This window comes from Allobosea sp. 05T438 (assembly GCF_056396025.1).
In genome coordinates, this window is sequence record NZ_JBFTKQ010000013.1 from 74,185 (window position 1) to 93,183 (window position 18,999).

An 18,999-nucleotide genomic window follows, 5' to 3' on the forward strand; every position below is an offset into this window, starting at 1 on the left:
CAAGCTGGCGGCAACTGCCTTGGCGTTGCGCAGGGCGAACCCTCATCTGTCGGTGGCTGCAGCGACGTCGACATGCCGTATGGCGACACCGCCCTCCTCCAGAATCACGACGGAGCGGACGAAGGCATGCCCCCATACCGGATCCTCGAATGCGGGCGGCGGCGTCTCGACGCAGATGATGCCGGCATCGACGATCGCGCGGGCGCAATCGATGCACGGAAAGAATGTCGTCGTCAGCGTAGCTCCCGCCGTCGCGATACCGCGCCGTGCGGCGGTGAAGATCGCATGGCGCTCGGCGTGCTCCATCCACACGAAGCGACCGTCCCCCTCGTGTCGCTCGGGTCGATCCTGCACCCCGGCGGGGAAGGTGTTGCACGCGCCGATCACCGTGCCGTCGCTTGACCGAAGGACGGCACCGACCTGGCGCACCCGATTCGGGCTTTCGCGCGCGGCTTCGAGCGCCGCACGCATGTTCGCGTCCGGGGTGCTGCCCATGGTCAGCCCAGCCGCGGGCGCGAGTCTTGCGTCAGCGCAAGTATGTCCGGCGTGTACACCTCGTCGGCCGAAGGAACGCGCGCGGTGAACTCGCCCAGCTCCCGGAACAGGTCGATCTGGTCCTGCCAGAGCTTCTGCGACATCGCTCCCCAGCCCTGTGTCCGGGTCGTCTCGTCATAGGCGAAGGTTATCAGCGATTTTGCGGTTGCCATCGCATTGGCGGCGTCGAGCTCGGGCTGGTTCTCCAGCAGGTAGGCGACGGCCTGCTCGACATTCTGATAGGCAAAGGCCCAGCCCTTGGAGCTGGCGCGCACGAAGCGCGCGAGCACATCCTTGTGCTTGGCCAGCGTCTCGACCGTCGCATAATAGGGGAGCGCGTAGAGGCGAACGCCGCAATCCCACAGCCCGAGTTCGATCCTGTCCGGGCCGACGGCAAGCCCGTTCGACATCCAGCCGGTCGCGACGTCGACCTGCCCGGTGAGCAGCGGCGTCAGCTCGGCGCCGATCACGGTGATCTTGACGTCGCTTTCCTGCAGGCCGTTCCGGAGCAGCATGCCGCGCAGCAGCGGTCGCGCCGTCGCCTGGATGCCGACGCGCTTGCCGACCATATCCTGCGGCCGGCGAACGGGCGCCCGCGGCAGGGAGAAGAATGTGAACGGGTGCCGCTGCAAAGCCGAGGCGAAGCAGCGCAACGGGATGCCCTGAGACACTGCGAGCAGCAGGGAGGGCGATGACGAGAGCTGTCCGACATTGGCCCGGCCGGACGCGACGATGGCGACACCGTCATTGCTTGGGCCGCCCGGCTGCATCTTCAGCTCGATGCCCTCGGCCTCGTAGTAACCGAGCTTCATCGCGGCGATCTCGCCGAGCTGGTTGTTGCTCAGCCGCCAGCTGAGCTGCGCATTCACGACATCCTTGCTGGCGGCGCGAGCGACCGAAATGCCCAGGCCTCCACCCGCTAGGGCAAGGCCGGAGGCCAGGAGCGTGCGCCGGCTGGGGCAGAAGATGGGTTGACCGGAGATCCTGTTCATCGTTGCTCCCTAGCTCAGGACAGGAAGGGCCGTGCGGGCGGAATGGCGTGCCCGCCACTCATCTCCAGCGGCGGCAGGCCGACATGCGCGGCCAGCCGTGCAGCCGCTGCGCGCACCCCTGCGACGGCGGCGCCCATATCGGCATGAAGGGGGGCGCCGTCACGGGCAACGACGCGACCGTCGACGATCGTGGCGCGAACATCGCGGGTCGTCGCGCTGAAGACGAGCGAGGTATAGACATCGTAGAGCGGCTGCATATGTGGCTGATCCGTCCGGATGATCGCGATATCGGCCCTCTTGCCTCGTTCGAGGGAGCCGAGCTCGTCAGCCATTCCGATTGCCCGCGCCGCGCCGATCGTCGCCATCTCGACCACGTCGCGCGGCGGCATGGCCGCGTTGTTCAGCGCCATCAGATTGGCGACCTTGGCGACATAGCCAAGCTGACCGAGGGTATCGATTCCATTGCCGCTCATCGGCCCATCCGTGCCCAGCCCGACGGCAACGCCGGCGCGGCGCAGCTTCGCTGCCGGCGCGACGCCTTTTCCGGCCTTGATGTTGGCGACCATGTTGTGGGCGACGCTCATGCCGCCCCTGGCCATGATGGCGATGTCGTCGTCGTCGACGAAGATGCAATGCGCGGCGATGAACACGCGATGCGAGAAGCCGAGCGCATCGAGATGAGCGATCGGCGTGAGGCCGCGCCTCTCGCGCAGGCGCTGCGCCTCCCACTCGAATTCGGAGACGTGCATGGTGACGCTGCAGCCGCTCCGATCGCTCAACCCCACGATCGCGGCCAGCGCCTCGTCATCCAACGCATAGGGCGAATGCGGCGAGAGGATCGGTGTGACGAGGCGATGGCCGGCCCAGTCGCCGAGCCAGCCTTCCGCGCGCCGGAGCCCGGCGCGCCAGTCGGGCGAATCCGGCGTGCGCTGGTTCATGATGGTCTGGCCGATCAGGGCGCGCAGGCCGACCTTGTCCGCGGCAAGGGCGCGTCGCTCGGGATAGGTATAGCTGTCGACGACACAAGTCGTGCCGGCGACGACCATTTCGATCGCACCGAGGGTCGCCCCTGCCTCGACCAGATCGCCATCGACCATGTCGCGCTCCAGCGGCCACATGAAGCGCTCCAGCCGGTCCGGCAAGCCCTCGCCGAGGCCACGAAACGGCGTCATCGCGAAATGGCAATGGCTGTTGATCAGGCCGGGGATGACCAGCCCGCCCTCGGCGTCGATCTCCTGCCCGGCTGTGAAGCCTTCGGCGACCGAGGCCGGTCCGGCAGTGGCAATCCGATTGCCGGAAATCACCACTGCGCCGCCGACATGGACCGAGAAACCGCTGTCCATGCTGACAACATGGCCGTTGCGAATGATCAGATCGGCTTGCATGCCCCGCCCCGGCAGATACGGCGCGCCCAAGGCGGCGCGGCGTAACGGAAGCCTAGCGCTGCCGTAGCGCGCCGGGAAGGCATTGATTTTAGCTCCAAATGTACTGATTTCGGCAACGTGCCCATTGGAGAGCCAGATGCCTTCGAACTGGCCGGCGTGCTCCGGGAATCGTGGACAGTGATCTGGCTCCTGGGATCTCCGTGTCGATTGTCGCCCGATCTCGACAGCGCCCTCACCGGGGGCCGCCATCGTGCCGTCGTCGGACATCGCCAAAAAACCCGCCATGCATCAGATCGAAACCCGGCCACGGAACCGCGGCGGGCAAATTCATTCCCGAAACCACCCTTCGGTTTGGAACGTTCTTCGCATCTGCGTCGTATATTAAAAAGAACGTTTGTTTGACTTAACGAACGCTTTCTTTGCAGAATTTGACGATCGCCGCGTCTTCGGGACGCCGCACGGCAAATACTGCGAAAGGGCCGGATATGGTCAGCGCGACCGATCTCGCGAAACGCTTCGATGCCAGCCGCCGGACCCTGCTGAAGGCGTCGCTGGCCCTGCCGCTTCTGGCTTGCGCGGTTGGCGGGGCAGCGGCGCAGGACGCCCTTCCCAAGCAAATCCCTGCCGGCACGAAGCTGGTTGTCGCCGATCAGAACGAGGCGTTGCAGACGCTGATCCGCGCCTCGGGCGTGCAGGCCAAGCTGTCGAGCAACGTCACCTACGCCAATTTCCTTGGAGGCCCGGCGATCCTGGAGGCCTTCCGCGCCGGCGCGCTGGATCTCGCCACCGTCGGCAATACGCCGCCGATCCAGGCGCATGCGGCGGGCGAACGGATCCCGATCGTCGCCGCGCGCGTCTCCTCCGAGACCGATTACTTCCTCGCCGTCCGTCCCGGGCTGAAGATCAACAGCCTCGAGGAACTGAAGGGCAAAAGCATCGCCTATGGCGAGGGCACTGGACGCCAGCCCTTCGTGCTGAACGCGCTGAAGCTTGCCGGGCTGACCCGCAAGGATGTCAAGCTCGTACCCCTGAGAGCCGCCGACTTTCCGGATGCGATACGGACCGGCCAGGTCGATGTGGCCGCGCTCAACGAACCGCATTTCTCTCGCTACCTCGCCGACTTCGCCGATCGCGGCGCAAGCGCGCTGCCGAAGGAGCAGAATGACCGGCTACCCAAGAGCCTGACCTACCTCTACGCAAGCCAGAAGGCTCTCGATGACCCGGCAAAGGCCGCAGCGATCCGCGAATTCGTTGGGGGCTGGATCGACGCCAGCCGCTGGTCGCACAAGAACGTCGATGCCTGGGTCGACGCCTACTACGTCAAGCGCCAGAACCTGAAGCCGGCCGACGGCAGCAAGATCGTCGAGTCTGAAGGCGACTTCCAGTTTCCGCTGCTGGCCGGCCTGATCGCCAAGCAGCAGTCGCTGATCGACGTGATCCACGAGGCGGGCGATCTGCCGAAGCGGCTCGACGCGCGGGAGGAGTTCGACCTGCGCTTCGACGAGGTCATCGCCGCCAAGACCAACTGACGCGCCGGTCGGAACGGATGGACGCCATGAGCCTGATCACCTACGCTAACGGGTTTCAAGCCGGCGCGGAAACCGGCGGGCATTCTGCCGGCTCGGCCGGAACCCAGGCGCCGCGGTCGCCGCAGCTCGCGCCGTCGCGGCTGCCACCGGGCGGAATCCTGTTCGGCCCGATCGCATTGGTCGCCATCTGGGAACTGGCCTCGAGCATCGGCTGGCTTTCCCCGAAATTCCTTGCCGCGCCATCGACAGCCGTCCTGACGGGCATCGAGCTCCTGAGCAACGGCACGCTCGCCGACCACTTCCTCGCCTCGGCCCAGCGCGCCTATCTCGGCCTCGGCATCGGCGTTGCCATCGGACTTGCCATGGCGCTTGCGGCCGGCCTCAGCCGCATCGGCGAGGCCTCCCTCGACGGGCTGGTGCAGATCAAGCGTGCCGTGCCGACGCTGGCCCTGATCCCGCTCGCCATTCTCTGGCTCGGCATCGGCGAGGCGATGAAGGTCGCCCTGATCGCCTCCAGCGTGCTGGTGCCCATCTACATCAACACCCATGCCGCGCTGCGGGGCATCGACATCCGCCATGTCGAGCTTGCCCGCAGCGTCGGGCTTTCCCGCGGAGCGTTCCTGCGTGAGGTCGCGCTGCCCGGCGCGCTGCCAGGCTTCTTCACCGGCTTGAGGCTCGCCGTCACCACCTGCTGGACGGCGCTCGTCGTTCTCGAGCAGATCAACACCACCGAGGGTATCGGCTATCTGATGAACCGCGCCCGCGACTACGGCCAGACCGATGTCATCGTCGTCGGCCTCGCGATCTACGCCATCCTTGGCCTCGGCTCCGATTTCGCGGTCAGGTTCTGGGAGCGCCGGGCGCTGTCCTACCGCAAGGCGCTCGCATCATGAACGCCTCGGCCCATCCCCTCCGCCTGCCACACGGCCATGTGCCCGCCGCCGTCAGCCTGCGCGGAGTCACGCGCCGCTTCTCGGGCCGCACGGTGTTGAGCGACGTTTCACTCGACTTCGCGCCAGGCGAGTTCGTCGCGCTCATCGGCAAAAGCGGTTCGGGCAAGAGCACGCTGTTGCGGGCCCTGGCGGGCCTCGACGACGGCGTCGAAGGCGAAGGCCGGATCGGCGTGCCCACCGATCGTTCGGTGCTCTTTCAGGACTCCCGGCTGCTGCCCTGGAAGACTGTGCTGCAGAACGTCGTCTTCGGCCTGCGCGCGGTGGATGCGGACGAACGCGGCCGCGCCGCGCTTGCCGATGTCGGGCTCGGCGGGCGCGAGGACGCCTGGCCGAATGCGCTCTCCGGCGGCGAACAGCAGCGGGTGGCACTGGCGCGCTCGCTGGTGCGCCAGCCGCGCCTGCTGCTGGCCGACGAGCCCTTTGGCGCGCTCGACGCACTGACGCGCATCAGGATGCATGAGCTGCTCTTCCGCCTGATCCGCCAGCATCAGCCAACGGTTCTGCTGGTCACCCACGATGTCGACGAGGCGATCAAGCTCGCCGACCGCGTCCTCGTGATGGAGGCTGGCCGCATCATTGTCGACCGGCCCGTCATTCTGGCGCATCCGCGCCTCAAGGATCCCAATTTTGAGGCCTTGCGCGGCGAATTGCTCGCAGCGCTGGGCCTCTCAGACGCCGTCTAGACCTCACCGAGCAGGATTGACCCGCCATGGCACGCGAACTTCACCTCAATCTCTTCATCAACGGCCGCGGTCACCACGAGACGGCCTGGCGCCATCCCGCCTCGACGAAAAAGGCACTGAGCGATCTTTCCTATTACCGCGATCTCGCGCTTGCTGCGGAAGCGGCAAAGCTGGATTCGATCTTCTTCGCCGATCAGCTCGCTCTCGGCGACGAGCTCGCTCACGCAGCGCGCGGGGAACTGGAGCCGATCACGCTGCTGGGCGCGCTCGCTGCGCTGACCGACCGGATCGGGCTGATCGCGACGGCATCGACCACCTACAACGAGCCCTACAACCTCGCGCGCCAGTTCGCGTCGCTGGACCACATCAGCGGCGGCCGGGTTGGCTGGAACATCGTCACGTCCTGGGCTCCGGGCGCGGCCGCCAATTTCGGTCAGGCTTCCCAGGTCGGTCTCGACCAGCGCTATGCACGCGCCCACGACTTCGTCGAAACCGTCTCCAAGCTCTGGGACAGCTGGGCCAGGGACGCCATCGTCGACGACCGCGAGCGCGGGATCTACGCCCTCCCCGATCGCGTCCGGCGCGCCGGTCACCGGGGCAGCCATGTCAGCGTCGCGGGAGCGCTCAACATCCCGCGATCGCCGCAGGGCCGCCCCGTCTTCGTTCAGGCCGGCGCCTCGACCGACGGCCGTGCCTTTGCCGCGCGCTACGCCGAGGCCATCTTCACCGCGCATCTGGACAAGGAGAGCGCGATCGCATTCTACGCGGACATCAAGACGCAGGCCCGCGCTGTCGGCCGGAGTCCTGACCAGATCGTCATCCTTCCCGGCCTCAGCGCCGCCATCGGCTCGACCGAGGCGGAGGCGAAACGAGTCTGGGAGGAGCTGAACGAACTCTCGCATCCGAGCGTCGGGCTCGCCAGGCTGTCGAGCCGCTTCGGCGGCCACGACTTCTCGCATCTCGAGCTCGATCAGGTTCTGTCGGTCGACGATTTCCCCGATCCCTCGCAAGTCCAGGCCTCGCGCAGCCGGGCCCAGTCGATCACCGCGCTCGTCGCGCGCGAGCGGCCGACATTGCGCGGTCTGCTGCACAGCCTCGCCGGAGCACGGGGCCATTTCACCGCAACCGGGACACCCGAGCAGATCACCGACATCATCGAGGACTGGTTCACGTCGGGTGCAGCTGACGGCTTCAACGTCATGCCGCCGATCCTGCCGGCGCAGTTCGACATCTTCGCGAGCGAGGTCGTACCACTTCTGCGCAAGCGCGGTCTGTTCAGAAGCGAATATGGCGACGGGACGCTGCGCGACCGACTGGGCCTCGATCCTGTTCCCAGCCAGTTCGACCCGCCTGTGCCGGTGAAACGCTCAGCCTGAGCGCCACACCGTCCAGCCCACGACAGACGGCTGTACTGTTCCTGTCTCGCGCAAACCTGCCCGACGACCGAAGCCGTTATGGCCGACAGCCCCTCGCGCCGGCCAATCGCTACGCCTGTTGGCGAGAGAAGTCTGTTTCCGCATCGCATGGCCGGGGCAGCGCTTTCATTCTATCCCGGCATCGCGATTTGGAAGCAATGCCCCCTCCTCCGGTGCGATAACGCGGAGTTGCTGCCTCGGCCCTGAGGTCGCGCGGAAGCGGAACCTGAGATGATCGACCGTAGAACCCTGCTTGCTCTGGCGGCCGGCTCCGTGGCCGGGATTGGCCCCGGCTTCGCCCAGCGCGCCACCCTGCGCATCGGCTACGTACCGGTCATCGGAGCGAGTGCCTTGTTCGTCCTCGCCGGTGACGGCTCGGCACGGGATGCCGGCCTCGATCTGAAGCTCAACAAATTCGACTCCGGCCCGAACGCCATCCAGGCTTTTGCCTCCGGCACGATCGATATTCTCGTCATCGGCGTCGCACCGGTTGCGGTGGCTCGTTCCCGCGGCCTGGACACGTCCGTCATCGCAGCCGCAGCGGTCGGCGGCACGGCCCTTATGGCCGGCCCGAACCTCGCCAAGGCCTTCGCCGAGAACGCCAACGATCCAGCCAGGGCCTTCGCGGCGTTTCGCGTCGCGACGGGTCGCAAGGCAAAGCTCGGCACGCTTCCGCCGGGCGGCGTGCCGACCGTTGCCCTCCACCACTGGCTCTGGAAGATCGGCAAGGTCGACCGCGCCGATGTCGAGATCGTCAACATGGGCATCGAGGTCGTTCAACAAGCCATGCTGACCGGTGCCGTCGACGGCGGCACGCTGCTCGAGCCCTCGGCCACCCTGGTGTCCGAGCGTGACCCGCGCATCAAGCGCATCGTCAACTCGCCGGACATGTTCCCGAACATTCCCGGCGTCGTCGTCGCAGCCTCCGGCGCTCTCATCAAGAACCAACCGGAGGTGGCCGAACGCTTCGTCGGGCTTTTCCATCGAGCGACCGAGCGGATTCGCAACGAGCCGGCCAAGGTCGCCCCGTTCGTGCTTGCTGCTCTGGGCGGCGACCTGGTCGCCGAGGCGACGATCACGCGAGCACTCGCCTCCCCAGCGGTGAGCTTCGTCAACGACCCCGCCCAGATCCGCAAGGCGACCGAGGAGCTGCTGGCTTATCAGGTGGAGCTCGGCGATTTTCCTCAGGCGCCAGCGTTGAGTGGCCTGTTCAATCAGGCCCTGTACGAACGCGGCGTGCAGACGGCGGTGGTGCGCTGAGTACCACGACTGGCGAGAGCGTGCGCCATCGATCGGCCTGACGCAGGAAAACCGCCACGGCCGTGCCGATCACCCGCCCCTGGAATGGCGCGCATACGAACGGCACATCCGCTTCACTCCTGAATGCGCCCCGACGGGACATTGGACCATCGCAAGCAACGGGACATTCACGTCCCGCGCCTCGGGGTGGCGTTTCGACCCGTTCCTGCCATCGACAGCGTCCGCTTTCACACCACCAGATCGCGCTCTGGCACCGGCTCGCCGCGCGAAACACGCGCCATGTTGTCGAACATGCGCTTCACCGTCGGCACGAAATTATCGGCGGCCATTGCCGCAAGGTGCGGAGTCACCACGAGATTGTCGAGCGTGAGCAACTCGCTGTCGGCCGGCAGCGGCTCGACCGAGAACACGTCCATGGCCGCGCCGGCAATCTCCCTCGCCTTCAGCCCCGCGATCAGGTCGGTCTCGTTGACGACACCGCCGCGCGCGACATTGACCAGTACCGCCGTCTTCTTCATCGCCTTCAAGGCCGCCAGATCGATCAGGTCGGTCGTCTCCGGCGTCAGCGGACAATGCAGCGAGACGACGTCCGCCTGTGCCAGAATCTCCGGCAGCGACGCATGCCGGACACCGAGCGCGGCTTCCGTCGCCGCATCGAGCGGCTGGCGCTTGCTGTAGAGGATGGTGCAGCCGAAGCCCTTGAGCAGCTTCGCCAGGCTCTGGCCGATCGCGCCGAAGCCGATGATGCCGACCGTCTTGCCCGAGAGCATGAAGGTGTCGCCCGGCAGCTTGCCGGTGGCCCAATGCCCCTGCTTCAGCTCGGCATTTCCATAAGCGATGAAACGCAGCGCCGAGAGCGTGAGGCCCAGCGCGAATTCGGCGACCGGCACGGCATTGGAGCCAGTCGTGCGCGCCACCGTGATGCCGAGTTCCTTGGCTGCGGCGATATCGATGTTGTCGTAGCCGACGCCCCATTTGTGCAGCAGCTTCAGCTTCTTCGCCGCCCGCAGCACATCGGCCGAAACGCCGACCTGCCCGGAGATCGCGTAGTCGGCCTCGGCGATGATCTCCTTCATGTGCTCGTCGCCGCGCGCGGTCCCATGCGTCAGCACGAAGCCATCAGGCAGCAGCGCACGCAGCCGGTCGGCCCGCTCGGGGCTGGTCATGTCGAGGAGGACGATGGTCTCGGGCATGGAAAGGTCCAGTCGAATGCTCAAGTCAGATGAGGAAAGGGGCAGCGCCGGGGCTTGGGGCAACGGTCGCCCCCTGCCCCGGAACGGCGACGTCGGGGCAGGACAGGGGATATCGGCGCGCTCCCGCGCCGGACATCAGCCCCTCTGCGCCAGCGCGTCGAGGACCATCTTGGTCGCGCCGGAGATGTCTCCGAGTTTCTCGCCGGCCTTCACGCGCTCCTGGTTGCGTTCACCACGCTCCTGCCGCGCGATGGCCGCGTCGGCAATCGCCTCGGCTTCGGCCCGCGGCAGCACCAGCACGCCGGATTCGTCGGCGAGGATGACGTCGCCGGCCTTGACCGGGACATTGCCGCAGGAGATCGGCAGGTTCAGCGTGCCGCCGAGATTGTAGAGCCTTGTCGTGATCGGCGACATGCCGCGGCACCACATCGGGAAATCGGAATCCTCGATCTCGGTGAGGTCGGTGCAGGGGCCGTCGACGATGCCGCCGACCGCGCCGGCAGCCTTGGCCGCGACCGTGACGCCGCCGCCCCAGCAGGCATGCTTGTCGTCGCCGAGCCGGTCGACGACGAGGATGTCGCCGGGACGCAGCAGGCCGAGCGCGTGATGCAGCAGGGTCGAATCCTGGCCGGGGATCGCCAGCGTCACTGCAGCGGCGGCGATGCGCTTGCCGCGCAGCAGCGGCTGGATGCCGCGATCCATGAAGCCCCAGTGCTGGGAATGGCCGATGGTCGCGGTCTCGACCTTCTGCAGCTTCTCGACCAGCGCCGCCGGCAATTGCTCGGGCATGGCTTCGATGCGGTAATCGGGCATGGACTGGTTCTCCTACTTTCCAACGGCACGGGCGACGCCGACGAGGCGTTCGACGACGAGAACGACGGCAAGCGTCGCGACGATGAGCACCACGGACAGGGCGGCGATGAGCGGATCGGTGCGCCCTTCGACATAGCGCACCATCTCGACCGGCAGGGTCGAGGCGCGCGGGCCGGCGATGAACAGAGAGATCACCGTCTCGTCGAAGGAGAGCAGGAAGGAGAGGCAGGCGCAGGCGATCAGGCCGGGCGTTGCCAAAGGCAGCGTCACCCGCCGCACCACCCGCCAGGGGGTGGCGCCGAGCGTGGCGGCGGCCGCCTCGATATCATCCGGCAGGTTGGCCAGCGCCGTCGCCATCATCCGGATCACGAAGGGCACGGTCACCGTCATATGGCCGAGCACGAGGCCGGGCAGCGTCGCGGTCAGCCTGAGCGGCGAGAAGAACAGCAGCAGCGCAAGGCCGGTGATCAGCGTGGGCAGCAGGAGCGGCGCCAGGAAGAAGCCGGTCAGCGCATCCTTGCCGGGAAAACGCCCCTTCGCCAGAGCGAGCGCCGCGGGCACGCCGACCGCGAGCGACAGCACGGTCACGACCGCGGCGATCTGGACGCTGAGCCAGAGAGCCGCCAGCAGAGGACCGTTGCCGGCAAGCTGCTTGAACCAGCGCAGCGAATAGCCCGATGGCGGGAACAGGATGAAATTATCCGCCGAGAAGGACAGCATGACCACGACGACGATCGGCGCCAGGATCAGCACATAGACCAGCGCCGCGAAGCTGGAGAGAACGCGCCCCGCCCCGGTCATCGCTGCAGCCTCCGCGCCACCAGATTGGAGACCACGAGCAGGGCGAGCAGCAGAACGAGCGTGTAGATCGCCAGCACGGCCGCGACCGGCCAGTTGGTATTGGTCGTCGCCTGCTCGAAAATCTCGGTCGCCAGCACGAAGACGCGCCCGCCGCCGAGCAGCTTGGGCGTGATATAGGCCGACATTGAGAGCACGAAGCCCAGGCCAGCCGCCAGCGCGATCGCCGGCAGGCTGAGCGGCAGGGTGACGCGCCGGAACGTGCGGAACGGCGAGGCGCCGAGCGAGCGCGCGGCTTCCTCCAGCGTGCGGTCGAGCCGGCCGAAGCCGGCGAGCAGCGCCAGGATCATATAGGGCATGATGCTCTCGGCGAGGCCGATGGTGACACCGGTCCAGTTGAAGACGAGCTTCAGCGGCGTCGAGATCAGGCCGAGCGATTGCAGCGTCGTGTTCACCAGCCCGCGATCGCCCAGAATGGCGAGCCAGCCGAAGACGCGCACCACGCCGGAAACCAGCATGGGCATGATCGCGACGACCGCGAGCAGCCCGCGAAAGCGGGAATCGGTGCGGAACAGGAAGAGCGAAACGGGATAGGCGAGGCACAACGCGATCAGCGTCGACACCGCCGAGAGCCAGAGCGAATTCAGCGTCAGTTCGAAGGTGAAGCTGTCATGGAAGGTTGCGCGCCAGGTCTCCAGCGACCAGGCCTCGACCATTGCGCCGGTTGGCCCGACCTCGTTGAAGGCGTTGCGGAACAGCCCGAGCGATGGCCAGACATAGATGACGAGAACGAACAGCGTCGCAGGGATCAGGAGCAGCGGCAGGCGCCGCGAGGCGGTCATGACGCCTCGCGGGCGAAGATGCGGCTCTCGCTGCGCGGCCAGATGACTGCCACCTCGACTCCCTCTGTGGGAGCCGCAGTTCCGGACGGCATCTCGACCGTAAGTTGCCCGCCACCACCTTCGACAAGCACCTCGACATGGTCGCCCACATAGACGCTGCGAAGCACGCGCCCGGTCAGTCGCGCCATTCCTTCCCCGCCGGGCTCGGAAGCCGGCGCGATCCGCATGCGCTGCGGCCGGACGAAGAGATCGGCATTACCAGCCGCTTCCACCGGCACAGCCTGTCCCCATACGGTTGCCCGGCCCTGCGCGTCGCGCTGGATCGGCAGCACGTTGGCGCGCCCGACGAATTCCGCGACGAAGCGCGTCGCAGGCCGCTCGTAGATATCCTCGGCGCTGCCGATCTGCGCGATGCGGCCGCGATGCATCACGGCKATGCGGTCGCACATCGTCAGCGCCTCGACCTGATCATGCGTGACGAACAGCGTGGTGATGCCGAGCGAGCGCTGGATCGAGCGGATCTCGTGCCGCATCGCGTCGCGCAGCTTGGCGTCGAGATTGGACAGGGATTCGTCGAGCAGGAGGACGGAAGGCCGGATCACCAGCGCCCGCGCCAGCGCGACACGCTGCTGCTGGCCACCCGACAGTTCCTTGGGACGGCGCTGGCCGAGCCCGGCGAGCCTGACGAGCGCCAGCGCCTCGTCGACACGCCTGACGATCTCCGGCTTGGCAACGCCCCGCTCCTCCAGCCCGAAGGCGATGTTGCGGGCCACCGACAGATGCGGGAACAGCGCATAGGACTGGAAGACATAACCCATGTTGCGCCGGTGCGGCGGCAACCGGGTAATCTCGTTGCTGTCGAGCGAGATCGCGCCCTGATCGGGCGCAACGAGGCCGGCGAGCATGCGCAAGGTCGTCGTCTTGCCGCAACCGGAGGGCCCGAGCAGCGCGACGGACTCGCCCTGCTCCACCGACAGCGACACGTCGTCCACGGCGACGGAGTTGCCGTAGCGCTTCTGCAGGCGGGAGAGTTCGAGATAGCTCATCGCAAACCGTTCAGCGCGCCGCCGCGATGACCTCGCGCCGCCAGCGATTGTTCCACTGGTCGCGCAGCTTCAGGATCTCGTTCCAGTCGACCGGGATCATGCGCGCGCGATTTTCCGGCGAGGCGGCCGTGCGTGCCAGGGCCTTGGCTTCGATCTCGGCCTTGCCGTTGGTCGGCGCATAGAACATCCGCTCGGTGAACGCCTTCTGCGCGGCCTGCGACAGGGCATGCGCCACGAAGGCTGCGGCTGCCGCCCTGTTCTTCGAGCCGGCGGTCAGGTTGATCGTGTTGACCTGGAAGACCGAGCCTTCCGGCGGGAGCAATGCGTTGATCTTGCCCCCGGTCTGGTCGGAATAGAGCTGGGCGCGGGCATTCCAGCCGGTCGCCACCTTCGCCACGCCGTTGAGGATCAGCGAATAGCCGTCGGGATTGGGATCGAAGGTGCTCACGCCCGGTGCGAGCTCCTTGAGCTTCTTCATCGCGGCATCGATGGATTTGCGATAGTCGCCGCCCTCCATCTTCTCGGTCATCGCCGTCAGCGCCAGCCCCTGGATGTTCGGCGGCGCGGCGAGCGCGATCTGGCCCTTGAGATCAGGGCGCCAGAGATCGGCGAGCTTGGCGAGCTGCGGCTTCAAGGCCGCATCCTGCACGATGACGAGATGGTCGAAGGTGACAGCGGGGCCGTACTCGCCGCCGGCGGCGCGGGCCTCCGGCAACAGCTCGTTGAGTACCGGGAACTCGGCGGGCGTCAGCTTCTCGAACAGCCCCTCGATATTGCCGATGCTGGAGGTGGTGACGTCCATGATCGCCACGTCGGTCTGCGGATCGGCCTTCTGCGCCCGCACGCTGCCGACCATCTGGGCCGAGGTGCCGCCGGGCACGTAGTTCACCTTGACGCCGGGATGCGCTTGCAGAAACGGCTCGATCACCGCCTTGGTATAGTTGTCCTGGAAGATGCCGGAATAGGACATCAACGTGATCTGCCCCGACAGCGTCTGCGCCCTCGGGATGGCAGGCGCGGCGATGGTGGCGAGGCCGGATTGGACGACGAGACGGCGGGTGATCATCAGAACCTCCTGCTGGAGCGCCGCCCCGGCCGAGCGCCGGAGCAGCGGGCTGCGGTGGTGGGCGTGCCGCCGCTCAGGCCGGAACCTTGGCGGCGAAATGGGCGACGAAGCGGGAGACGATCTCGCTCAGCTTTTCGGCGAGCTTGGCTCCGGTCTCGGGCGAGCACAGCTTCGGATCGCCCTTGCCGACGCCGTCATGATAGACCTCGTCATATTCGTGCGGCACTCCGACCTCGGCCCCTTCAAAGCTGGCGGTGCCGAGCCCGGTGAAGGGCAGATCGAGCACGGGATCGCGCTTCAGCGCCTTGCCAGCCGGCACGAGGCCGGGACGCATCAGTTCCGGGAAGAGATGCAGGCCGAGGCTGGTCAGCGGATCGGCGCCATGGCCGGAGACCTTCCCCGACATCTCGGGACCGACGATGCCCGGCAGCATGCCGTAGGCGATACGCCAGAGATAGAGGCTCGGCAGTACGATGCGCTCGCGCTGGTAGAGTTCGCGCGCGACCTCCGAGATCGGCCCGACATTGCCGCCATGGCCGTTGATGACAATGATCCGGGTCAGGCCGTTGCGATGCAGCGAGTCGACCATCTCGGCGATCACCGCCGTCAGCGTCGCCTGCGAGATCGCGATGCCGCCGATCATCGGCCCGAACCAGTCGGCGCCGCCATAGGGCAGCACCGGGGCGACAAGCGTCCGGACACCGGCCTTGCTCGCCTGGAGCGCGGCGAGCTCCGCGATCTTCTCGGCGAGCAGATAGTCGCCCATCGGGGCGTGGGGCCCCTGGTCCTCATGGCTGCCCATCGGCAGCAGGATCACCGGGTTGGACTTGAGCAGCTCACGCGCCTCCCCGCCGGTGATGGTGCCCATATGGACGAGAGGTTCGGTCTTGGCGGCCATGGCGAGGTCCTTCCCTTGATTTCGGTTGGTGTTCAGCGTTCCGCCGTGCGCGGATCGAGGATGTCGCGCAGCGCGTCGCAGAGCAGGTTCATCGCAAGGATGGTCAGCGTCAGCACGGCGCAGGGCCAGAGCAGCAGCAGCGGGGCCTGCTCCATCGTCGAGCGCGCCCCGCGGATCATCAGCCCCCAGGACGGCGCGGGCGGTACGACGCCGAGCCCGAGAAACGAAAGGCCGCTCTCGATCACCACCGCGGCCGCGACGGCGAGCGAGAACTGCACGAGCAACGGCCCCGCGATGTTGGGCAGCACGGTTCGGAACAGCAGATGCGTGGAGCTGGCGCCGAGCGCCCGCGTCGCCTCGACGTAGTCGCGCCCCTTCACCGCCAGCACCTCGGCATAGGTCACGCGCGCAAATCCGGGCAGATAGAGCACGGAGAGGACCAGGATCAGCGTCGCGGCTCCCGGGCCGAGCAGCGTCACGACCAGCAGCGCCAGCAGCACCGGCGGGAAGCACATGATGATCTCGACGCTGCGCACCGTCAGGAACGCCCCCCAGCTCCTCGCCCATCCGCCGATCAGCCCCAGCGTGATGCCGACGAGCCCGGCTGCCAGCGCCGAGGCGAAGGCGACGGAAAGGCTGGTGCGCGCACCCCAGATCAGCCGCGAGAGAACGTCGCGGCCGAACTCGTCGCGGCCGAGCCAGGATCCGGTCATCGGTCCAGCCAGCCGGTTCGCGACGTCCTGACGGATCGGGTCAGGCAGCGGCAGCAGCGGCGCGGCGAGCGCGATCAGGACGATCAGCGCGACGCAGCCACCCGGCAGAGCAAGCTTTGTCAGGCCACGCCGTCTCATGCTGCCTGCACCCGCGGATCGATCGCCGCATGCAGCAGCTCGACGAGGAGGTTGATCAGCAGAAACAGCACCGAAATCGTCAGGATGATGCCGACGACCATCGGGTAATCGCGTCCTTCGACGGCCCGCAGCAGCGGCGTCGACAGCCCCGGCCAGTTGAAGACGTATTCGACGAGCACGGTGCCGCCGAGCAGCGTGCCCATCTGCAGGCCCAGCACGGTGACGACCGGGTTCAGCGCGTTGCGCAGCACATGCACGACCAGCACCCGCCGCGGCGACAGGCCCTTGGCGCGGGCTGTGCGGACATAGTCATGGGCGAGCGCATCGAGCGTCGCCGCCCGCATCATCCGGAACAGGACGGCGGCGAGCCCCTTGGCGATGGCGATCGCCGGCAGGGTGAGGAGCTTGAGATGCTGCGCCGGGTCCTGCGCGAAGGGCACGTAGCCGCCCGCCGGCATCAGCCGCAGCATCTGCGCCAGCACGAGCACCAGCAGCGTGCCGACGACGAAGACCGGCACAGCAAGGAGCAGCGCCGTCATCCAGGAAGCGATGCGATCGAACGCTCCGCCGCGATGAACCGCGGCGTAGACCCCCGCGGGAACTCCGATCACGACCGCGATCAGTGCTCCTGCCAGGATCAGCTCCAATGTGCGCGGCAGCCTGAGCGCGATTTCCTGCACCACCGGATAGTCGTCGACCAGCGAGGCGCCGAGATCGCCGCGCGCCAGGCCGCCGAGGAAATGGCCGTATTGCGCCAGCAGGGACCGATCGAGCCCGAGCTTCTCGCGCAGCTCCGCCACCGACGCCGGATCAGGCACGACGCCGGCCGTCGACAGCAGAAGCTCCGCCGGATCGCCCGGCACCATGTGAAGCGCCAGGAAGACGATCGTCGCCACCAGCCAGGCCGTCAGCAAGGTCAGGATCAATCGCCGTCCGAGCCAGGCCGCGCTCATCCGAAATAGGTCTCCTCGAGCATGTTGCCGGAGGAGTTGGAGAGCGCGCCGGGCAGGTTGGTGAACCCCCGCACGCTCTTGTCCATCCCGTAGCCCTGCTGCCGCCAGGCGAGGCCGACCAGCGGCACCTCCTCCAATGCGGCGCGCTGCATCTCCTTGTAGATGTCGATGCGCTTGGCCTGGTCGAACTCAGCCCGCCCCGCGGCGAGCGCAGCGATCGTGCGCGGCGCGTCCACCTTGAAGGAGCGGCCATGCGAGGGCGAGAGCGAGGTATCGAGCACGACGGTCAGCCCATCCGGGTCGTTGTTGTCGGAGGAGACGCCATGGATCGCCATGTCGTACTGCCCGCGCGAGCCGCGGCTCACCCGCGTCGACCAGTCCGGCAACTGCAGCTCCGCCTGGATCCCGATCGCCGCGAGATATTGCTGGACGATCTCGGCAGTATCCTTGTGCATGCCGAACTGAGCCGTGGCGAGCAGCGTCGTCTGGAAGCCGTTGGCGAAGCCCGCCTCGGCCAGCAGGGCCTTGGCGCGCGCCGGATCGTAGTTCCAGCCATGCGCCAGCTCCTTGTCGTACCAGGGCGTGCCCTCGGCGATCGGCAGCCCCTCGAGCGGCTTGCCGCGGCCGAAGAAGGCGACCTTGACGATGTCCTCGCGCTTCACCGCATGGGCCACGGCCCGGCGCACGCGCGGGTCGTTGAAGGGCGGCTTCGTGCCGTTGAACAGCACGTCCATGAACGGCCCTTCCTGATTGTCGAGCTTGAGCCGCGGATCGGCTTCGACCGCCGCCATCGACTGCCAGGGCACATACTCGATCATGTCGACATCGCCCGAGATCAGCGCCGCATTGCGCAGGTTCTCGTCGGCGTAGACGACGAACTTGATGCCTTTGAGCTTCGGGATGCCCGGCTTGTAGAACTTGTCGAAGGCGGCGAGCTCGAGCGAAGTGCCGCGCTCCTGCCCGACGAGGCGGTAGGGGCCGGCGCCGATCGGCTCGTTCGGGCTCGACTTCCGCCAGATCACGAAGGTGTTGTAGTTGGCAAACCAGCTCGGAAGCGTCGCCTGCGGCCCCTTGGTGACGAGGCGGATCGTCTGCGGATCCGGAATCTCGACCCGCTCGACCAGCTGGAACTGCGCCCGCATATAGGCGGTCGATTTCTCGCCGGCGATCTGCTCGATCGACCACTTCACGTCGTCGGCCGTGACCGGCTCGCCGTTGTGGAAGACGCAGCCCTTGCGCAGCTTGAAGACCCAGGCGCCTTCCGCATCGCGCGACCAGGATTCCGCCAGCTCGCCGCGGAGCTCGCCCTTGGGGTCATAAGAGAGGAGGCTGCGGTGGATCAGCATCTTCACAGTGCCCGCCGAGGCACCGGTCGAAACCCATGGCTGCAGATTGGGCGGGAAGGCGGAGAGCCCGTAGCGAATGATGCCGGAGGAGCGCTGGGCGCGCGCCGGGCTGCTCAGGAAGGGCGAGGCCAGCAGCGGACCGGCAAGACCGGCACCAAGGACGGAACGGCGAGAGATGGTCATCGGCTGATCCTCTGCTGCTATGTCCAATGGCCCGCCGGACTATCTCGGCTCGTGACCTGGAAAGGGGACGAGTGGCGGAACCGCTCGGGCACGAGCAATTGCCGCGCCAGCGTTCCCGGCAGGCCGGACGAGGCCGAAATCTCGATCCGGAATCCGGCTTTGCAGCATCGCAGGAGGCAGCGCGGTCATAAGGTTCCCCGGCACGGCTTCGGCGCTTGGTCGCTCGATCCATACTCTTGATGCGTCATGTATACGTGGC

General features: G+C 67.1%; 18 protein-coding genes. 5 read left to right on the forward strand and 13 right to left on the reverse strand.

Going from position 1 to position 18,999, the window contains the following annotated elements; all coding sequences use genetic code 11:
• Positions 1–42: 42 nt before the first annotated feature.
• Genes AC1DIN_RS22105 through AC1DIN_RS22115 form a run of 3 tightly spaced genes read right to left on the reverse strand, consistent with a single transcriptional unit; the run spans position 43 to position 2,911 of the window.
• The gene (locus AC1DIN_RS22105) at positions 43–495 is read right to left on the reverse strand and encodes a deaminase (RefSeq protein ID WP_476803680.1); all 453 of its coding nucleotides are present in this window, start codon (positions 493–495) and stop codon (positions 43–45) included.
• Positions 496–497: 2 nt separating this feature from the next.
• Positions 498–1,526 (reverse strand): ABC transporter substrate-binding protein, encoded by a 1,029-nt coding sequence (locus AC1DIN_RS22110; protein ID WP_476811322.1) that lies wholly within the window; start codon positions 1,524–1,526, stop codon positions 498–500.
• Between the two features lie 14 nt (positions 1,527–1,540).
• Positions 1,541–2,911, reverse strand: a complete 1,371-nt coding sequence (locus AC1DIN_RS22115) for an amidohydrolase (RefSeq protein WP_476811323.1) — start codon at positions 2,909–2,911, stop codon at positions 1,541–1,543.
• A 485-nt stretch (positions 2,912–3,396) separates the two neighbouring features.
• Between AC1DIN_RS22115 and AC1DIN_RS22120 the strand changes: the two genes are divergently transcribed.
• From AC1DIN_RS22120 to AC1DIN_RS22140, 5 genes are all read left to right on the forward strand, one after another.
• Entirely contained in the window at positions 3,397–4,440 is a 1,044-nt protein-coding gene (locus AC1DIN_RS22120; protein WP_476811324.1) for an ABC transporter substrate-binding protein, read from the forward strand.
• A gap of 26 nt (positions 4,441–4,466) precedes the next feature.
• Positions 4,467–5,333, forward strand: a complete 867-nt coding sequence (locus AC1DIN_RS22125) for an ABC transporter permease (protein ID WP_476811325.1) — start codon at positions 4,467–4,469, stop codon at positions 5,331–5,333.
• Entirely contained in the window at positions 5,330–6,076 is a 747-nt protein-coding gene (locus AC1DIN_RS22130; RefSeq protein WP_476811326.1) for an ABC transporter ATP-binding protein, read from the forward strand. The genes AC1DIN_RS22125 and AC1DIN_RS22130 overlap by 4 nt, the downstream gene beginning before the upstream one ends.
• A gap of 26 nt (positions 6,077–6,102) precedes the next feature.
• Positions 6,103–7,452: an LLM class flavin-dependent oxidoreductase gene (locus AC1DIN_RS22135; RefSeq protein WP_476811327.1), complete on the forward strand. Its 1,350-nt coding sequence runs from the start codon at positions 6,103–6,105 to the stop codon at positions 7,450–7,452.
• A gap of 270 nt (positions 7,453–7,722) precedes the next feature.
• Positions 7,723–8,751 (forward strand): ABC transporter substrate-binding protein, encoded by a 1,029-nt coding sequence (locus AC1DIN_RS22140; RefSeq protein WP_476811328.1) that lies wholly within the window; start codon positions 7,723–7,725, stop codon positions 8,749–8,751.
• A gap of 227 nt (positions 8,752–8,978) precedes the next feature.
• Here the strand turns inward: AC1DIN_RS22140 and AC1DIN_RS22145 are convergent, their stop codons facing one another.
• From AC1DIN_RS22145 to AC1DIN_RS22190, 10 genes are all read right to left on the reverse strand, one after another.
• Positions 8,979–9,944 (reverse strand): 2-hydroxyacid dehydrogenase, encoded by a 966-nt coding sequence (locus tag AC1DIN_RS22145; protein WP_476811329.1) that lies wholly within the window; start codon positions 9,942–9,944, stop codon positions 8,979–8,981.
• 135 nt (positions 9,945–10,079) lie between these two features.
• Positions 10,080–10,757, reverse strand: coding sequence for an RraA family protein (locus AC1DIN_RS22150; RefSeq protein WP_476811330.1), 678 nt, complete (start codon positions 10,755–10,757; stop codon positions 10,080–10,082).
• A gap of 12 nt (positions 10,758–10,769) precedes the next feature.
• Positions 10,770–11,558: an ABC transporter permease gene (locus tag AC1DIN_RS22155; protein WP_476811331.1), complete on the reverse strand. Its 789-nt coding sequence runs from the start codon at positions 11,556–11,558 to the stop codon at positions 10,770–10,772.
• On the reverse strand, positions 11,555–12,397 hold the full coding sequence (locus AC1DIN_RS22160) for an ABC transporter permease (RefSeq protein WP_476811332.1): 843 nt from the start codon (positions 12,395–12,397) through the stop codon (positions 11,555–11,557). Before AC1DIN_RS22160 ends, AC1DIN_RS22155 begins: the two co-directional genes overlap by 4 nt.
• Positions 12,394–13,443, reverse strand: a complete 1,050-nt coding sequence (locus AC1DIN_RS22165; RefSeq protein WP_476811333.1) for an ABC transporter ATP-binding protein — start codon at positions 13,441–13,443, stop codon at positions 12,394–12,396. Before AC1DIN_RS22165 ends, AC1DIN_RS22160 begins: the two co-directional genes overlap by 4 nt.
• A gap of 10 nt (positions 13,444–13,453) precedes the next feature.
• Positions 13,454–14,509, reverse strand: a complete 1,056-nt coding sequence (locus AC1DIN_RS22170) for an extracellular solute-binding protein (protein WP_476765259.1) — start codon at positions 14,507–14,509, stop codon at positions 13,454–13,456.
• 73 nt (positions 14,510–14,582) lie between these two features.
• Positions 14,583–15,407 (reverse strand): creatininase family protein, encoded by an 825-nt coding sequence (locus tag AC1DIN_RS22175; protein ID WP_476811334.1) that lies wholly within the window; start codon positions 15,405–15,407, stop codon positions 14,583–14,585.
• Between the two features lie 32 nt (positions 15,408–15,439).
• Complete coding sequence (locus tag AC1DIN_RS22180; RefSeq protein WP_441469057.1) at positions 15,440–16,258, reverse strand: ABC transporter permease; 819 nt, start codon at positions 16,256–16,258, stop codon at positions 15,440–15,442.
• Positions 16,255–17,211, reverse strand: coding sequence for an ABC transporter permease (locus tag AC1DIN_RS22185; protein ID WP_476811335.1), 957 nt, complete (start codon positions 17,209–17,211; stop codon positions 16,255–16,257). Before AC1DIN_RS22185 ends, AC1DIN_RS22180 begins: the two co-directional genes overlap by 4 nt.
• Positions 17,208–18,740 carry an ABC transporter substrate-binding protein gene (locus tag AC1DIN_RS22190; protein ID WP_476811336.1) on the reverse strand — a complete coding sequence of 511 codons (1,533 nt, stop codon included), beginning with the start codon at positions 18,738–18,740 and terminating at the stop codon, positions 17,208–17,210. Before AC1DIN_RS22190 ends, AC1DIN_RS22185 begins: the two co-directional genes overlap by 4 nt.
• Positions 18,741–18,999 lie beyond the last annotated feature (259 nt).

What these genes read in the sequence shown, in the direction of transcription:
- AC1DIN_RS22105 (WP_476803680.1), bottom strand. Translation starts at nt 495, where the DNA reads ATGGGCAGCACCCCGGACGCGAACATGCGTGCGGCGCTCGAAGCCGCG.
- AC1DIN_RS22110 (WP_476811322.1), bottom strand. Translation starts at nt 1,526, where the DNA reads ATGAACAGGATCTCCGGTCAACCCATCTTCTGCCCCAGCCGGCGCACG.
- AC1DIN_RS22115 (WP_476811323.1), bottom strand. Translation starts at nt 2,911, where the DNA reads ATGCAAGCCGATCTGATCATTCGCAACGGCCATGTTGTCAGCATGGAC.
- AC1DIN_RS22120 (WP_476811324.1), top strand. Translation starts at nt 3,397, where the DNA reads ATGGTCAGCGCGACCGATCTCGCGAAACGCTTCGATGCCAGCCGCCGG.
- AC1DIN_RS22125 (WP_476811325.1), top strand. Translation starts at nt 4,467, where the DNA reads ATGAGCCTGATCACCTACGCTAACGGGTTTCAAGCCGGCGCGGAAACC.
- AC1DIN_RS22130 (WP_476811326.1), top strand. Translation starts at nt 5,330, where the DNA reads ATGAACGCCTCGGCCCATCCCCTCCGCCTGCCACACGGCCATGTGCCC.
- AC1DIN_RS22135 (WP_476811327.1), top strand. Translation starts at nt 6,103, where the DNA reads ATGGCACGCGAACTTCACCTCAATCTCTTCATCAACGGCCGCGGTCAC.
- AC1DIN_RS22140 (WP_476811328.1), top strand. Translation starts at nt 7,723, where the DNA reads ATGATCGACCGTAGAACCCTGCTTGCTCTGGCGGCCGGCTCCGTGGCC.
- AC1DIN_RS22145 (WP_476811329.1), bottom strand. Translation starts at nt 9,944, where the DNA reads ATGCCCGAGACCATCGTCCTCCTCGACATGACCAGCCCCGAGCGGGCC.
- AC1DIN_RS22150 (WP_476811330.1), bottom strand. Translation starts at nt 10,757, where the DNA reads ATGCCCGATTACCGCATCGAAGCCATGCCCGAGCAATTGCCGGCGGCG.
- AC1DIN_RS22155 (WP_476811331.1), bottom strand. Translation starts at nt 11,558, where the DNA reads ATGACCGGGGCGGGGCGCGTTCTCTCCAGCTTCGCGGCGCTGGTCTAT.
- AC1DIN_RS22160 (WP_476811332.1), bottom strand. Translation starts at nt 12,397, where the DNA reads ATGACCGCCTCGCGGCGCCTGCCGCTGCTCCTGATCCCTGCGACGCTG.
- AC1DIN_RS22170 (WP_476765259.1), bottom strand. Translation starts at nt 14,509, where the DNA reads ATGATCACCCGCCGTCTCGTCGTCCAATCCGGCCTCGCCACCATCGCC.
- AC1DIN_RS22175 (WP_476811334.1), bottom strand. Translation starts at nt 15,407, where the DNA reads ATGGCCGCCAAGACCGAACCTCTCGTCCATATGGGCACCATCACCGGC.
- AC1DIN_RS22180 (WP_441469057.1), bottom strand. Translation starts at nt 16,258, where the DNA reads ATGAGACGGCGTGGCCTGACAAAGCTTGCTCTGCCGGGTGGCTGCGTC.
- AC1DIN_RS22185 (WP_476811335.1), bottom strand. Translation starts at nt 17,211, where the DNA reads ATGAGCGCGGCCTGGCTCGGACGGCGATTGATCCTGACCTTGCTGACG.
- AC1DIN_RS22190 (WP_476811336.1), bottom strand. Translation starts at nt 18,740, where the DNA reads ATGACCATCTCTCGCCGTTCCGTCCTTGGTGCCGGTCTTGCCGGTCCG.